General features: G+C 69.8%; 13 protein-coding genes. 5 read left to right on the top strand and 8 right to left on the bottom strand.

All coding sequences use genetic code 11. The annotated features are described in order from the left end of the window. The 6 genes from ACZ4EG_RS24000 to ACZ4EG_RS23975 all read right to left on the bottom strand — a co-directional run bounded on the left by ACZ4EG_RS24000 (position 1) and on the right by ACZ4EG_RS23975 (position 8,116). Positions 1 to 2,151 carry an FUSC family protein gene (locus ACZ4EG_RS24000; RefSeq protein ID WP_467792019.1) on the bottom strand — a complete coding sequence of 717 codons (2,151 nt, stop codon included), beginning with the start codon at positions 2,149 to 2,151 and terminating at the stop codon, positions 1 to 3. Positions 2,152 to 2,365: 214 nt separating this feature from the next. Further along, positions 2,366 to 2,836 (bottom strand): hypothetical protein, encoded by a 471-nt coding sequence (locus ACZ4EG_RS23995; RefSeq protein WP_453548988.1) that lies wholly within the window; start codon positions 2,834 to 2,836, stop codon positions 2,366 to 2,368. A gap of 132 nt (positions 2,837 to 2,968) precedes the next feature. Continuing rightward, on the bottom strand, positions 2,969 to 3,667 hold the full coding sequence (locus ACZ4EG_RS23990; protein WP_467792018.1) for a hypothetical protein: 699 nt from the start codon (positions 3,665 to 3,667) through the stop codon (positions 2,969 to 2,971). Continuing rightward, complete coding sequence (locus tag ACZ4EG_RS23985) at positions 3,664 to 5,316, bottom strand: polyprenyl synthetase family protein (RefSeq protein ID WP_467792017.1); 1,653 nt, start codon at positions 5,314 to 5,316, stop codon at positions 3,664 to 3,666. The genes ACZ4EG_RS23990 and ACZ4EG_RS23985 overlap by 4 nt, the downstream gene beginning before the upstream one ends. Continuing rightward, the gene (locus ACZ4EG_RS23980) at positions 5,309 to 6,394 is read right to left on the bottom strand and encodes a hypothetical protein (protein WP_453548996.1); all 1,086 of its coding nucleotides are present in this window, start codon (positions 6,392 to 6,394) and stop codon (positions 5,309 to 5,311) included. The genes ACZ4EG_RS23985 and ACZ4EG_RS23980 overlap by 8 nt, the downstream gene beginning before the upstream one ends. A 192-nt stretch (positions 6,395 to 6,586) precedes the next feature. Next, positions 6,587 to 8,116 carry an NHL repeat-containing protein gene (locus ACZ4EG_RS23975; protein WP_467792016.1) on the bottom strand — a complete coding sequence of 510 codons (1,530 nt, stop codon included), beginning with the start codon at positions 8,114 to 8,116 and terminating at the stop codon, positions 6,587 to 6,589. Positions 8,117 to 8,667: 551 nt separating this feature from the next. On the opposite strand from ACZ4EG_RS23975, the gene ACZ4EG_RS23970 reads away from it, so the two are divergent. The 3 genes from ACZ4EG_RS23970 to htpG all read left to right on the top strand — a co-directional run bounded on the left by ACZ4EG_RS23970 (position 8,668) and on the right by htpG (position 12,234). Further along, a complete protein-coding gene (locus ACZ4EG_RS23970; RefSeq protein ID WP_390707931.1) occupies positions 8,668 to 9,282 on the top strand; it encodes a hypothetical protein in 615 nt (204 codons plus the stop codon). A 20-nt stretch (positions 9,283 to 9,302) separates the two neighbouring features. Beyond that, positions 9,303 to 10,166 carry a choice-of-anchor K domain-containing protein gene (locus tag ACZ4EG_RS23965; protein ID WP_467792015.1) on the top strand — a complete coding sequence of 288 codons (864 nt, stop codon included), beginning with the start codon at positions 9,303 to 9,305 and terminating at the stop codon, positions 10,164 to 10,166. Between the two features lie 169 nt (positions 10,167 to 10,335). Then, entirely contained in the window at positions 10,336 to 12,234 is a 1,899-nt protein-coding gene (gene htpG, locus ACZ4EG_RS23960; RefSeq protein ID WP_467792014.1) for a molecular chaperone HtpG, read from the top strand. Positions 12,235 to 12,292: 58 nt separating this feature from the next. Here htpG and ACZ4EG_RS23955 read toward each other — a convergent pair whose 3' ends face one another. Further along, positions 12,293 to 13,285 carry a phospholipase D-like domain-containing protein gene (locus ACZ4EG_RS23955; RefSeq protein ID WP_453549004.1) on the bottom strand — a complete coding sequence of 331 codons (993 nt, stop codon included), beginning with the start codon at positions 13,283 to 13,285 and terminating at the stop codon, positions 12,293 to 12,295. 271 nt (positions 13,286 to 13,556) lie between these two features. Between ACZ4EG_RS23955 and ACZ4EG_RS23950 the strand changes: the two genes are divergently transcribed. Then, the gene (locus ACZ4EG_RS23950; protein ID WP_453549007.1) at positions 13,557 to 13,970 is read left to right on the top strand and encodes a VOC family protein; all 414 of its coding nucleotides are present in this window, start codon (positions 13,557 to 13,559) and stop codon (positions 13,968 to 13,970) included. Between the two features lie 99 nt (positions 13,971 to 14,069). On the opposite strand, the gene ACZ4EG_RS23945 is transcribed toward ACZ4EG_RS23950, so the two are convergent. After that, positions 14,070 to 15,068 (bottom strand): NAD(P)-dependent alcohol dehydrogenase, encoded by a 999-nt coding sequence (locus ACZ4EG_RS23945; protein WP_467792013.1) that lies wholly within the window; start codon positions 15,066 to 15,068, stop codon positions 14,070 to 14,072. A gap of 110 nt (positions 15,069 to 15,178) precedes the next feature. Here ACZ4EG_RS23945 and ACZ4EG_RS23940 point away from each other — a divergent pair, with 110 nt between their 5' ends. Beyond that, positions 15,179 to 15,844, top strand: a complete 666-nt coding sequence (locus ACZ4EG_RS23940; RefSeq protein WP_467792012.1) for a TetR/AcrR family transcriptional regulator — start codon at positions 15,179 to 15,181, stop codon at positions 15,842 to 15,844. Positions 15,845 to 15,852: the final 8 nt, after the last annotated feature.

Genomic DNA, 15,852 nt, shown 5'->3' with positions numbered 1-15,852 from the left:
TCAGCCTGGCCTCGCACTGGTCGGTCCGCCTTGCGCGGCTTCGGGGCCGCTGCGTGCGACCCGTGCCAGATCGTGCATCAGCGCGTCCAGCCAGGACACGGTCGCGTAGTACAGCCGTGGTGCGCCGGGCGGCTCCGTGGCGAACCCCTTGACGGCCGGGTCGTTCAGCGGCACCGGCGCGGTCGGGGTGTCGTCCCCGGGGTCCAGCGCTGCCGAGACCAGCAACATACGCCCGCACACCCGGTCCCCCAGGCCACCGACCGAGTCGGCCGGCGCCGGGCCCATTGCGGTGAGCGGCGGCTCCAACAGCCGCTCCGACCCCCACAGGGTGTGATGGCCGGCCATCAGCGTCGCCTGCCAGTCCAATCCGGGCAGTGCCACGCTCCTGGCCGGTCCGCCGAAGGGTGTCGGCTCGCTCTGGTACTGCGCGTACGCGGACTCCGCGAGGATGACCGCGTGCTGGAGCGACCGGTGGCCGGGCACCCCGGACGGCGCGGCCGCCGCTCCGCCTCCCGCCACCGAGGCACTGGTCGCCACCACGATCTCGGCCGCCCTGCGCAGGAGTTCCGCCGAGGCATTGCACAACTCGTTGTGGGCCCCGCGCGGCCAGGCCAGCAGACCGAAGACCGCGCCGATCGCGCTGCCGACCAGCACGTCCAGCAGCCGGACCTCCGCCAGCCGCCAGGTCGGCGGCGCCAGTTGGGCGAAGACCAGGGCCACGACCACGGTGAACAGGCCCTGTGCCCAGCCGACTCCCCTGACCGGCCCCACCGTGAAGGCGAACAGCATCCCGATCGGCAGTACGGCGGCATACACCAAGGTGTGGGGCCCCACCAGGTCCAGCAGCCCCGCGGTCACCAGAGCCCCGGCCAGGGTGCCCGCGAGCGCCACCCGGATCGTGCTCCAGGTTTCGTCCATGGTGGTCCGGGTGAGGGTGAGGGTCGCCAGCATGGCCCAGAACCCGTGGGGCAGCGTGTCCACCCCGGACACGAACCTGGCCGCCGTCAGGGCCAGGGAAATGCGAACCGCGTTCTGGAAGAACACCGAGCGGCGCCCGGCATGGCCGCGCAGCCGGTGCCACCACAGGCACGGGGCCCAGGCAGTGGCGTACCAGAAGCGACTCGGCGAGACCTGCACCGAAGCCCGTCGGCCTCGTACCGCCAGATCCGCCGCCGTGGCCATCGCGAGCGCAGCGTCGGCGATCTCCAGCACGGCGGCGTGCCGACGCAGAACGGCGGGCGGGAACTCCGGCGCGGGATCGCTCCCGCCGGTGACCACGGCGGCCGAGGTCATCGTGGGGGCGGCGCCGCCGGACACTGCCGACAGGCGGGCGCGTGCCGCGACCAGCTCCTCGTACGCGGCCACGGGCGACGGCTCCGACCTCAGACAGGCCGCGGTGGCCGTGGCCAGCCGCGCCACCGCCTCCAGTACGCCCGTCACGTCGGGTCCGGGACCGACGGCCGGCGCGGCGGGCAACTGCTCCAGGCGGCTGAGCAGGGTGCGGGTGGCCAGTCCGGTGTGGGCGAGGGCACGGTCGTGCACTCCCGGTCCGGCAGGACGTTCCGCCTCCGGCACGTTCAGGGACCGCAGCGCCTGCGCGCCGTCGCTCAACGCCCGGATGTCCGCATCGTCGAGGGCGTACGGAGGCGCGGCGAGGAGTGTCGCACAGTGCGCGGCGGTCCGCGCGGACCGGGCGGCTCGCTCCCGGTACGACGGCGGGGCGGGCTCAGGGAGGATCAGCGCCTCGGCGGCGATGAAAAGGGCCAGCCCCGTAGTCGTCCCGATCAGCCGGTCGCCGAGCGAGCCGGGATCGTACGGTGGGAAGGAAGGCAGGATGTAGAGGAGCTGCAGGCCTGGTGCCGCCCCCGCCGGACGTGGACCACCCACGGCGGAGAAGGCGAGCGCGAAGCCGACCACGAGCATGCCGACGACGGCGCTCCAGGTCCGTACCGACAGATAGGTGCCGACGGCCACCAGCATCCAGCACACCGGCACCAGGCGCAGCGTCAGCGCGGCGCGCTGACGGCCGGTGCCGGGGATCTTGGAGAGTCCGCCCAGCGCCACGGTGGCGAACAGGGCGTAGGTGGCGGCAACGGGGCGATCGAGGCCGTAGCGGAAGAGGTAGAAGGCGGCCGAGGCAACCAAGGTCACGCGGAGCGCCCGGCGACCCGAGGACGCGTAGGCCGCCCGGATCCGGCCGACTGGCACACCCCACACCCCTACAGGATCACGTACGACCGGGAACCCGGCACCTTCCCGGCGCTGATCGGGTGGCGCGCCGCCGTTGGCCGGCCCATGGCCCCCGAGGCCGGGGGTGGCTCCGGGTTCAGCGCCGGAGCCACCGATGAGGGGTGGGTCGGTGGGATCAGTCCTCGTCAGGGTCGAGGACGCGGCCCTTGAGCTTGACGGGGGTGGCCATGCCCACGCGGAGCTCTCCGTCGGTGTAGCGGCCCGGCGTCGCGCCGTCGATGGCCGTGACCTGGGCCGCGTAGCCGATGCACTCCTGGTTGGTGGCCAGGTACGGGTGGTGGGTGAAGGTCAGCGTGCGGCCCCCGTCGCCCAGGGTGCCCTGGGTGGTCTTGAGATTGCCCTTCGCCTGGAGGGTGTTGACATCGTGGTAGGCCCAGGAGAGCCAGCCGGTGAAGGCGAAGCCGGTGGGTGCCTTGAGGGCGAAACTGATGTCGCCGGGGTTCACCGGGTCGGGGACGGTGCTGAGCACGCCGAAGCTGAGGTGGGCCGGTACGCCGCCCGGTGCGTCTTCGACGATGCCCTGCTGGAGGATGTACAGCTGATTCTCGGAGCCCGGCTTGACGGGTGCCTGAGTCTGGGTGGCCATGGTTTCCCTTCTGTGGATGGTTGTAGTCCGCGTGAGCGGATCCGCCGGTGGCGGGCTTGTGGCGGGCTCGGCTGCCCGTCGGGCGATGACGGGCGGCGTGAGCTCCGCTGGGCGCCGGGAGCAGGCGTGCGTTCAGTCGCTGCCGGGCGTGGGCGGGGCGGCGGAGGGTGCGTGCTCGGCCAGAAGCGGGCCGAGGACGACAAGGGCGCCGAGGATGATGTCCTCGTAGAGGTAGAACCCCGCTTCCAAGGGCGGCGGTTCGGATTCGGTGCCCTTGACGCCGGCGCCGGCGTCCGCGGCGGTGTCGTACCGGGTGTCGTCGTCGGCTTCGCCCTGCGCCGCGGGCGTGCCGAGGAGGTCGGTGAGGTCGTTCGCGGCGCCTTGGAGGGCGGCGCGGGCGGTGCTGGCCAGCAGGCGAAGGGGGAGGTCCAGGGCGGCGGCGGTGCGCTGGCCGGGGATCATCTTCGCCGCGGTGGGGGCCTCCGCGGTGGCGGCGCCGAGCCACTGCACGGGCAGCGTGCAGGCGGAGACGATCCGTTCGGCGGACATCAGGGGCGGGGGCTCGCCGTCGACCATGAGGTCCTCCCACTCCATGAGGTCGAAGAGGAACTGGCCGCCCTTGTAGAGGGGCCAGGGCCGGACCGTGTCGAGCAGGACACGGGCCCGTTCGGGCTCGCGCCGGCGCAGGGCCACGCCGTGCCGGGCCAGAGTGCACAGGCACTGGCGCAGACAGCTGTTGACCTGGCCGAGGAAGGCGAACGCCCGGTGGTCGGTCGGGGCCGGCGGGCCGGTGGGGTCGTCGGTCGGCGAGGGTGTGGTCGTGGTGGTCACAGTGGCCTTGAGGTGACGTAGTGGGCGATCTGCCGCAGGACGGCTTTGCCCTCGTTCTCGGGGATGATCCGCAGGTCATCTTCGAAGCGGGCGATGCCTTCGGCGGCGAGCCGGTCGGCGAGGTCGGTGGCGTATTCGATGGAGCCGTGCCGCCGCATGGCGGCGAGGAGTTCCTCGGCGTGCTGCTGGGTCTTGTCGGCGCGGCGTTGCCGCAGGACGTCGAAGAGGCGGGGCCGCTCGTGGGCGTGGGCGGTGCGGAAGAGGTGGATCAGCATCACGGTGCGCTTGCCTTCGAGCAGGTCGCCGAGGGGCTCCTTGCCGTAGAGGGCTTCCTCGCCGACCAGGTTCAGAATGTCGTCCTGGATCTGGAAGGCGATGCCGATGAGACGGAACGCCTCGTCGAACCGGCCGAGCACGGCAGGGTCGGTGACGCCGGCACAGACGGCACCGATACGGCAGGGGCTGATGCAGGTGTACCAGCCGGTCTTCTTGGTGCTCATCGTGCAGTAGGCGTCGTCGGCCTCGGGGACGACGTCGTGACGGATCCAGCCCAGCTCCATGGCCTGGCCCTCGATGGACTCCCGGCACATGTGCAGCGCCTCGTGGATGAGCCCGAGCGTGCGCACCAGGCCCAGTGTTTCGAGGTTGGACAGGACGGCGTCGACGGCGAGGAGGTTCAGCCCGTCGCCGACGTTGACGGCCAGGCCCAGGCCGTGTTCCTCATGCATGGTGGGCAGGCCGCGCCGATGGGTCGACTCGTCGGCGATGTCGTCGTGGACCAGGAAGCCGTTGTGAAACAGCTCCAGCGCGGCGGCCGCGCGTACGGCGTCGTCGGGCCGTCCGCCGAAGGCGGCGCAGGCCGCGATGGTCAGGGTGGGCCGCAGACCCTTGCCCTGCCTGGCGGGGTAGGAGCGCATGAGGTCGTACAGCTCGGCGCGCGGTTCCCGGTCCGGCAGCAGCCGCTCGATCTCCTCGTTGGTGCGGGCCCGGCACCGGCGCATGGTCTCCATGAGGTCCGCGTCGCGGACGGTGTCCTCCAGTGACCAGCTCGTACTGGTGCGGCCGTCCCACAGCAGACGCGGAGGCCTGACGGTGGTGTCGCCGATCAGCGCGAGTGGCGCGGGCCCGTCCTCGGGCGAGCGCCGGGCGAGGAAGTCCAGCGCCGTCCAGTCGACCGGCGCGGCGGACGGCTCCACGGCGGCGGGTGCCGTACCGCCCCACAGCCGGGGAGCCTGTTCGCGGTAGGCGCCCCAGAGTTCCTGCATGCTGCGCAGCCCCGCCGCACGCTGGGACAGCAGCGTGAAGGCGCGCCACACCGCGAGGGTGTCCTCCCGGGATCCGCGCACGTCGAGGCTGTCGGGCAGGACCTGGTCGACGGGCGGGCGCTGGAGGTCGAACAGCAGGTTCATGGCCCGGTTGTCGAAGACGACCTCGACGTCCGGATCCGGGCAGCGGTCCTGGCGTACGACGATACGGCTGTGCCGGGCCGTGAGCGTGGCGTGGCTGTCGTCGTTGAACCGCAGGCCGAGCCGGATGCCGCGCAGCTGGTCGGCCGCGGCGGCGAGAATGGCCGGCGCCCGGTCGGACAGGGCGGCGACGGTCTCGTCCAGCAGCCGGGCACCCGTGAACGCGGGCACGGTCTCAGTCATGGGCACCACCGGCGAACTCCACGATGCCCTCGGTGTGAAAGCCGATGGTGTGCCCGCCGACCCGGCCCTCCACCGTGCACGGGCCGAGCGTCTCGTGCACGCTGAACGGCTGCAGGCTGGTCTCGGACGGGTTGGCGATCCGGCCCGCCGTGTGGGAACGGAAGTCCAGGACCAGACGGTCCTCGCCGAGCCGGGCGGTGATCAGCAGCCGGCCGGGGACCGCTGCCATCGGCGGGGTGCCCAGCGTGCCCGCGAGCGGTGGCACCATCACCACCCGGTCGCGGTCCAGGATGCCGCTGACCGCGACCCGCAGGTTGCGGCGCGGAAAGTGACGGATCATACGTCCGTCGCGCCACAGCATGACCGATCCGTTGGCCGCGTCCGCCGGATACTCGGGCTGGATCAAGGTGAAGACCACCGCGAAGGGCGGGGCGGCGCCGGTGGGGCCGGACGGGTCGTTGACGAAGCCGAACACCCAGCCCCCCAGCGTGGGCCAGGACCACCGGCCGCGCACCCGTTCGTGGTAGCCCAGCAGTTCCGTCTCCGTGGCCGTGCCGTCGCCGTGCCGCAGGGTGCCCTCGCCCAGGATGCCGGGCTCCGACTGCCAGCGTAGGTGCTCGTCCTCGCCGAAGGGCGCGCACTGCGAGGTGCACGGCCTGCTCGTCCGGGTCAGCCGTACATCGGCCGCCGGTGCCGTCGACCGGGCCGCCAACCGGAACGCGCCGGACGCGCCGTGCGGGTGGGGTAACCGGAAGGCGGACCAGGGGAGTTCGGGCTGGTCGGCGTTGAACTGCGTGGCACTCCAGCCGCGATCCCTCGCGTAGACGAGGAGGATCGCCATGTGCTGGCCCTCGGCCGCCGTGCCGGTACCGCTGCGCCGTCCGGTGTCCGGAGCTCCGGGATCCGCGAAAACCGCGCCGGTGGAGGAGCCCAGGACGGACAGGTTGGCGATCAGGGCTTGTCGGCCGCACCGTGACAGGAACGCGTAGTGCAGCCACTTGCGGTCGAGTGGATGGGTGAGGGGGGTGTGCGGGAACGGACCCGGGGGCCCGAGTCTCGCGAGGATCGGCGTGGACACGTCCCGAAAGCTAACGCACCGTGGCATCGCAATTACAACACGTGACCTTCGAGTGGGTGACCTGGGAGCAAAGAAACGTTCACTTGCATATTCGAGGTTTGAAGCGCAGAGAGCCGTCTGCGGCGGACACTCCGCCACGGACGGCTCCAGGTTCTGCGCGGGCCCTTCCGCCAGGCCTCGTTTGGTCCTCGTCTAGTCCTCGTCGTCTCCAAGAACGCTTGCCTTCAGGCGCACTTCCGGCTGCCCCGCGATCAGCGCTCGCCCGTCGGTGTACCGGCCCGGCCGGGCATCCGTGCCGGCCCGTACGCCGAGGGTGTACACCAGGGCCGCCGCCGGATTGCCGGGGGTGTTCAGCCGGGGGTCGTCCGTCACGGACAGCGACCTGCCGCCCTCCCGCACGGCTGCCGTCGGTTCCGGAGCGGCGACCACGGAGCCGTCCACTCGGTAGTACGCGCATGTCGCCCGGCCGTCGAAGAAGAGCCCCGTCGGAGCGGTGAAGCGGTGCTCCACGCGCCCGGGGGCCCAGGCGTCCGTGCAAGAGACCCGCACATGCATCAACTCGCTGCCGCCGCGCGGGATTTCCACCCCGACTTCCTGGCGTACCAGCAGCCGCGCGGCCGTCTCCGCGGCGGTGCCTCCGTCCGTGTCCGGAGCGCCTTCGTCTGCGCCGTCCGGTTTCGGATTCTCGTCCGGTTCCGGCTCGGCGACCTGCGAGGCACTGGGGGTGAGAGGTAGGGCAACGATCCGGTGGTGGAAGTTGTCCGCCACGAGCAGTCGCCCGGCCGGGTCCACGGCCAGACCGCACGGATAGGCCAGCGAGATGTCGACTCCCGGGTCCTGCCCCGCGACGACGCGGGCCGCTCCGTCCGCCAGCCGCCAAACACGGTGTCCATTCATGTCGGCGACGTGGACGACCCCTTGGGCGTCGACCGCCACGGCGCACGGGGCACGCCAGTCGACTGCGGTGACGTCGGAGTTCCCGCCCGGCGGCCCCGCCAGCACCCGAAGCGTCCCGTCCGTGCCCAGCAACAGCACCCGACGGCCCACCGGGTCGGCAATGTACAGGCGGCCCGACGCGTCGGTCGCCAGGCCCGCGGGCAGGAATGCCTCGCCGGCGTCGGCCGCACCTGAGCGCCCGTCTGCCGCGACGACCGTGCTGATGGCGCCGTCAACGCCGACTCTGCGCACCCTGGGGCTGCCCGCTTCGCCGATGTACAGCGATCCGGCGCCGTCCACCGCCAGGGCGCACGGGGCGTCCAGCCGGGCGCGGTCGGCGGGGCCGCCGTCGCCGTCGCCGCCGCGGCACCCGTCTCCCGCAGCCGTGTCGATGACACCCGAGGGGGCGATCCGGCGGATCCGGTGGTTCATCTCATCGGCGATGAGCACACCCCCGTCCGCGTCGACCGCGAGGGCGGCCGGGAAGCCCAGGCGGGCCCGCACCGCGTCCGTGCCGTCCCCGGCGAAGCCCCGCAGTCCGTCACCGGCGACCGTCGTCAGCACGCCGGAACCGTCGATCCGGCGAACCCGGTGGTTGGCATGGTCGGCGATGAAGACGACTCCTCGGCCCACGGCCACATCCGAGGGAAAGGCCAACTGCGCCTGTGCGGCCGACCCCCTGTCACCGGAGAATCCGGCAGTGCCGTTTCCCGCCACGATGACCAGTGGATCGTGCTCGTCCGAAGAGCACCGCTCGTGCGTCGGGGCCGCTGCCTTCGCCGTCACGCCGTCACCACCCGGCACCGTCGCAGTGGTGCATGTTCGGCGCCTCTCACCTTCCACGGCCTCGTCACCCGCATGTCGGTCTCCTTTCCGAGCCGTCGCTGCCACCCCCTGAATACCGGCCGGGCCGCAACCGCGAGAGCAGCGCACCGAGGCCTCCACCCGCACGGGGGAGGAGTGGTCAACGGGCGCGTGGCTGCTGCGCTCTGCATTCCGTGCGCCCCACGTGCCCCAGCTCCACTCGAACAAGTGATGCAGAATCGATCCCTCATTCCAAACGGAGGAACGACGGCATATCGCCCGCAGACCTGGGCTAACCATGGAGGCGGATGACGGCCCGGTGCATCCGTATGCCTGCGCAACATCCCGGCCGTAGCCCCTGGCGGCGTCCCGCGTTCCGTCTTGGGACACCGCTCCCATGGCGTCCCGTGCTCCGTGAACCGGCGCGGCATGCCGTGTCCGCCCCTGCCTGCCCGCGCGGGCCGGACCGGGTGGCCGCGCCAGGGCGTCTCCTTTCACCGCACGTTCGATCACAGCCCCAGGAGGACCCGGAGATGACCACTGACGTGCAGTCCACGAAGAAGGAAGCCTACAAACGGGGAGAGGAACAGGGGCGAGCCGACGCGCTCGCCGGGCGCCCGTACGCCGACCCGCCGCGCGACGGCACACGCGGCGAGAAGGACCACTACGCGAACGGCTACGACTGGGGTTACGAACAGGGCCGTGCGCAGAAGCTGGACCTCGTGGTGTGGCAGGAGGGCGGGGTCGAGGACGCACCCGGTGGCCTCGGCACCACCATCAACATCTGCGTCCGCACACCGAACTGGACCGAGACCGTCGACGCCGGCGAGCGGGAGCACGTCTTCACCGCCCCCACCGGATTTCGCTGGAACGGCATGGTGGGCGCCCAGTACAAGCGCATGGACCAGACCACGGGCGGCAGCCTGCCACCCGTCCAGGCCAAGGTGAGCGAGGACGGGCGCACGCTGACCTTCACCTACCACGTGCACCTGAACACGACCGACCAGGACAAGGACTGCATCGTCTACACCTGCGGTCTCGAAGCCGTCGACGGCGCCAAGCCCGGCCGCCACACCGACGGCGTCGCCCAGATCGGCACCGCACCCCCGGCCAAGCTCAAGGCCGAGGTCATCGAGGACGAGGACTGAGAGAGCAGGAGTCAGACACCATGACCACCGTCGTCACTTCCGGCGTCTTCCCGACCACCAGCCCAGCCATCTCCCCGGTCAACGGGCTGGGCACCGCGGACGTCAGGTGGGGCGGCAGCGGCTCCCAGAGCGGGTACCAGTTCCGCGGTGCGGCCGCGGACGTCCAGCTCGACGGCACCGAGTTCGTCGTCGGTACCTTCGTGCACCGCAATCTCCCCACCAGTGTCAGCCCGAGCAAGTTCAACGTCATGCTCACCGTCAACGTCATGTTCGAGGACGGCAGCACGACCGATCTGAACTTCGCCTTCCATCACTACGAGACACCCAACAGCACCGGCAGCAGTCCCGTGGATGACGATCTGGTCGACCTGCAGGAGTTCATCCACCCTCAGCCCGTCACGATCGACGGGAAGCAGTACAAGGCGGTCCTGAGCGGGTTCAAGCGGGGCGGCCAGATCGTCCGGCAGTTCCGCAGCCCCGAGGGCGGAGTCAACTTCGCCGAGGTCGTCTGCATGTTCACCTTCGACGAGCCGGACGTGATCATCTCCGACCTGCGCTACCTGGGCAACGGCACGGGCCAGCCCGACGAGTACATCGAGATCCTCAACAAGGGCGGCGCGCCCCAGGACCTGACCGGCTGGGTCGTGGAGTCCAAGCCCACCGGGCACGCCTACACCTTCCCCCCGGGGACGGTCATCCAGCCCGGCCAGCGCTACAGGGTCTACACCGACGAGGTCCGCCAGGAGTTCGGCGGATTCTCCTTCGGCTCCTCCGAACAGGTCTGGCGTGACGAGGGCGGCATCGGCCGCCTGGTCCACAATGGTTTCGTCGTGGACCAGTACCCCTACCTCGACAAGGGCTTCAACAAGACGGCCGCGCCGTAGCGGTTCCTCATCGGCCCCGCCGGGGTTCCTGGATGTGTCCGGACGGCGGGCACATCCAGGGTGCGGTGCGGTCGTACGTCGAACAACGGTGATGCTGCCCTGACTTGGTGATTTAAAGTGACTCTCACCTGTTTCCGACGACCTAGGTACTTGTGAGGGACACGCGAGCATGCCGACCGAAACGTTTGAGTTCCAGGTTGAGGCCCGTCAGCTGCTCCAGCTGATGATCCACTCGGTCTACTCGAACAAGGATGTCTTTCTGCGGGAGCTCGTCTCCAACGCCTCCGACGCGCTCGACAAGCTGCGCCTGGCCGCGCTGCGGGACGACAGCCTCGACGCCGACACGTCCGACCTGCACGTCGAGATCGAGATCGATCAGGATGCCCGTACGCTCACCGTCCGGGACAACGGCATCGGGATGTCGTACGACGAGGTCGGGCGGCTCATCGGCACCATCGCCAACTCGGGTACGGCCGCCTTCCTGGAGGAGCTGAAGGAGGCCCAGGACGCGGCTGGGGCCGAGAAACTCATCGGACAGTTCGGCGTCGGTTTCTACTCCGGCTTCATGGTGGCCGACGAGATGACCCTGGTGACCCGGCGGGCCGGGGAGAGCAGCGGCACCCGCTGGACGTCGCGCGGCGAGGGCACCTACACCCTGGAGACCGCCGACGACGCCCCGCAGGGCACCGCCGTCACCCTCCACCTCAAGCCGGCCGACCCCGAGAACCAACTGCACGACTACACCTCCGTGTGGACGGTCAAGGAGATCGTCAAGCGGTACTCCGACTTCATCACCTGGCCGATCCGGCTCGTTCCGGGGGCCGACGACGGCGAGGGCACGCCCGACCCCGAGACGCTGAACTCGATGAAGGCGCTGTGGGCACGCGCGCGCGACGAGGTGTCCGACGACGAGTACCACGAGCTGTACAAGCACGTCAGCCACGACTGGCGCGACCCGCTGGAGACGATCCGCCTCCAGGCGGAGGGCACCTTCGAATACCAGGCTCTCCTGTTCCTCCCGGCGCACGCACCGCACGACCTGTTCACCCGGGACTTCCGGCGCGGCCTGCAGCTGTACGTCAAGCGCGTACTGATCATGGACGACTGCGAGGCGCTGCTGCCGCCGTACCTCCGCTTCGTCAAGGGCGTCGTCGACGCGCATGACCTCTCGCTGAACGTCTCCCGTGAAATCCTCCAGCAGGACCGGCACATCCGGTTGATCCAGCGTCGGCTGACCAAGAAGGTGCTGTCCTCCGTCAAGGAGATGAAGGCCAACGACGCCGACAAGTACGCAACGTTCTGGCGGGAGTTCGGCCCGGTCCTGAAGGAGGGTCTGCTCGGCGACCCGGACAACCGTGACGCACTGCTCGCCGTCGCGTCCTTCGCGAGTACGCACGCGCAGGACGAGGCGACCACGCTCCAGCAGTACGTGGAGCGGATGAAGGACGGCCAGGACGACATCTACTACATGACCGGCGAGTCCCGGCAGAGCATCGAGAACTCCCCGCACATGGAGGCGTTCCGGGCCCGGGGCGTCGAGGTCCTGCTGCTCACCGACCCCGTCGACGAGGTATGGGTCGACGCGGTGGGGGAGTACGAGGGCAAGGGGCTGCGGTCCGTCGCCAAGGGCGAGATCGATCTCGACGCGCAGGAAGGCGAACAGGCCGACGGCGAGCGGGAGAAGCAGGCCGAGGCGTACGCCGGTCTGCTCGGCTGGATGAAGGAGCAGCTGGGGGAGGACGTGAAGGACGTACGCCTCTCGACGCGGCTCACCGTCTCCCCGGCCTGTGTCGTCTCCGACTCCCACGACCTCACTCCGGCGCTGGAGAACATGTACCGGGCGATGGGCCAGGATGTGCCGACCGCGAAGCGGATCCTGGAGCTGAACCCCGGTCACCTGCTCGTGCAGGGCCTGAACCAGGCGTACAAGGAGCGCGAGGATCACGCCGAACTCGTGGAAACCGCAGTGCTGTTGCACGGTCTGGCACTGCTCGCGGAGGGTGGCCAGCCGAAGGAGCCCGCCCGTTTCGTGAAGCTGGTGGCTGAGCGACTGGAGCGCACGCTCTAGCGGGGTGGTCCCCGGGCACCTGGCAAGAGGTGCCCGGGGACTCCGTCGCCGTACGGTCCTAGGCGGCGGTGCCGCCTGCGTAGTCGCTGTTGAAGGTGGTCTCGATGGTGGTGGCCACGGGGTTGGCGACGCCGGTGCCGGTGAGGATGAGGCCCAGTTCACGGTTGTTGTTCAGCGAGTTGCTGCTGATGTTCATGGAACCGGCCTCCACCTGCTGGGTGGCCCGGCCGTAGTCGGCGACCATCGCCTTGGCGTGGATGTAGAAGCCGTTGGGGTCGGAGTATCCGACGACGGTGCCACCGGCGGCCTTGATCGCGGACACCTCACTGGCATAGCCGGCGGGGTTCTCCAGGACGACCCGCACGGCGACGCCCGCCTTCGCCCTCGCCACGATCGCGTCGACCACGGCGCTGTCGCTCAGCTCCAGCTCCTCGACGTCGAGTGAGGCGGTGGCGGCGTTGATGAAGGACAGCAGCCGGTTGCGGGAGTCCGTGGGGGACCAGAGCAGATGGTCGCCGTCGGTCGGGGTGATCGCGGAATCGGCATAGTCCGCGTTGAAGACCTTCTCGATCGAGGCGACGTCTCGGGTGTCGTTGTCGAACACGCCGTAGTCACGGCTGGTCGCGTAGTACTGGGAGGTGAGGTTGCCGGTGAGAATCAGCGACTTGACGCCGTCCACGGTGATGGTCTTCTGATGGGTGTAGACGAAGCGGGAGGGTGACCACTTCACGCCCACGCCCGCGTTCGTCAGGGCCGTGTACGCCGCGCCGTTGGCGGACTGGTGCTGGCGGTCCAGGATCACCCGCACGGTGACGCCCTTGTTCTTCAGGGCTATGAGGTCGTTGACGGCCGTGGTGTCCTCCAGCTCGTACATCGTCATGTCGAGGGAGGTCGTGGCCGAGTTGACGAAGTCGTAGATGGTGGGCTGTCCGCCGCTCCGCGAAAACGCGAAGGCGGAGTAGACGGCGGCGTCCGCGGGGACGGCGGTGGCGAGTACGGCCGCCCCGGCAGTGAGGGCGGCAGCTGCGCGGCCGAGGACCTTCCACAACATGCGTGACTCCTAGGCGAGTTGATGCTCACCTCGGGGAATGGCGAGCGCGTGCATGACAGCACGCGCGTAGAACGTCGAGGAAGGGAAACAGGGTGAACTCTGCGTCACCAGGTGGCCGCGCGGGCCAGCAAAACGGACTTCACGCAGGTGGGAGGTGGTTAATGCGGTTCCCGAGGGATCGCAAAAACTTCGTAGCCGGCAGCGGGCCACGGACCCGTGCCCGGGCTAGCCTGTCCGTATCAGGCCATTTGTCCCGCTCAAGGAGGTACTCATGACCTCGCGGCTCAACCCCTATCTCAGCTTCGACGGCGACGCCCGCCAGGCGATGGAGTTCTACCAGGAGGTCTTCGGCGGCACCCTGGACCTGAATGTCTTCGGTGATTTCGGCCAGCAGGACGCTCCCTTTGCCGACAAGATCATGCACGGCATGCTGGAGACCCCGAGCGGCTTCACCCTGATGGGTGCCGACACCCCGCCGGGTGTGGAGCGCACCGTCGGCGACAACTTCGCGGTGAGCCTGAGCGGCGACGACGACGCCGAGCTGCGCGGCTACTGGGAGAAGCTGTCCGCAGGAGGCTCCGTGTCCGTTCCGCTGGAGAAGCAGATGTGGGGCGATGTGTTCGGCATGTGCACGGACCGCTTCGGGGTTCCCTGGATGGTCAACATCGGCGGGTCCGAGAGCTGACCGCAGGCGCACGCAGCCATGTTCCTCCGCGTGTTCAGGCGCAAGGGAAAGACACGGTGGAGCGGCGCCCCGCGCCGCTCCACCAGGCCGTGCCCCACGTCAGGCTCCTCCCGTCGGCGGCTGGACGCCGATGACGAGCTTGCCGCGGGCCCGCCCGTCCAGCATGTGGCGGACGGCCGCGGCGACATCGTCGATCGGGTAGGTCCGGTCGACGGCGGGTGTGACCTTGCCGGACTCGATGAGCTCGCGGATGGCGATCAGGTCCTGGCCGTTCTCCGACGTGATGAAGGTGCCGAGGGTCTGGGCGATGAACGGGGACAGCAGCTGAGCCCGTAGCTGGCGGTCCGTGCCGCCGAGCCAACGTCCGTCGGTCTCGCTGCCGACGATCACGAGCCGGCCCCTCGGGGTGAGGGCGCGGCGGAGATGTGACAGCCGGCGGTTGCCTGCGATGTCCAGGATCACGTCGTAAAGGACGGTGCCGTCAGCGACGTCGGCTCGGGTGTAGTCGATGACATGGTCTGCGCCGAGAGCGCTGACCGCGGCGGTCTTCGCGGTGCTGCACACAGCCGTCACTTCGGCTCCGTATGCCTTGGCGATCTGCACGGCGAACGTACCCACGCCGCCCGACGCTCCCACGATCAGCACCTTCTGGCCCGCCCCAACTCGTCCCTGGTCGCGAACGGCCTGCAGGGCGGTGAGTCCGGAGACGGGTACCGCGGCCGCCTGGCCGAAGGAGAGGTTTGCCGGCTTGGGGGCGAGCTTGTCGGCGCGGGCGCGCGCGTACTCGGCGAACGAGCTGCTGCCGATGCCGAACACCTCGTCTCCCGGCTTGACGCCGGTCACATCGGCGCCGACGGCCTCGACCGTTCCAGCCAGTGCGCGGCCCGGGTTGGTGTACTTCGGCCGGCGCAGGCCGAACCCCGCCGCTCGGACGGGATAGGGAAGTCCGGCCATCACATGCCAGGTGCCCCGGTCCACGCTGGCCGCGTACACCTTCACCAGGACCTCGTCGCGCTGAATCGTGGGCCTCTCGGTCTCCGTGAGCCGGAGAACGTCCTCGGGGGCGGCACCGTAGCGGTCCTGGACGATCGACTTCATTGGTCTTCCCCTCGGGGCCACAGCGATCCTTACGTCGTAAGGCATTCCTTACTGCGTAAGGTTCGCCCTTACCTCGTAAGGTTGTCAACACCCTCGACGAAAGGAGACCGATGCCCCCGAAGACCACGCGCGACCGAACACCTCGTATCCCGCTCAGCCGCCCAAGGGTGCTGCATGCAGCCATCGCCCTCGCCGATCAGAGCGGACTCGATGCGCTCACCATGCGCAAGCTCGGCGAGGCCGTCGGGGTCGAGGCGATGTCGCTCTACACCCACGTGGCCAACAAGGAAGACCTCCTCGACGGCATGATCGACCTGGTGTTCAGCGAGATCGATCTCCCGTCCGACGAGGACGACTGGAAGACGGCGATGCGTCAGCGGGCGATCTCGGTTCGCCAGGTCCTGTCCCGCCATCGCTGGGCGATCGGTCTGATGGAGTCACGGACCTCACCGGGTCCGGCATCCCTGCGGCACCACGACGCGGTCCTCGGGTGCCTCCGCAGGGCCGGGTTCTCCGTTGCGCTGACCGCGCACGCCTACTCGGCCCTCGACAGTTACATCTACGGCTTCACCCTGCAGGAACGCAGCCTGCCCTTCGACACCCCCGACCAGACCGCGCAGCTGGCGCAGTCCATCTTGTCGCAAGCGGCCGCCGACCAGTACCCGCACCTGGCCGAGCTGACAGCCGAGCATGTGCTGCGCCCCGGCTACGACTACAGCGACGAGTTCGCCTTCGGACTCGACCTGATCCTCGACGGGTTGGAGAGGGCCCGGTGAAGCTGGCC

The sequence above is a fragment of the Streptomyces sp. NPDC025638 genome (genome assembly GCF_055558775.1).
Note: the sequence above shows the minus strand (reverse complement) of the source record. Positions and strands in the feature narration are given on the sequence as shown.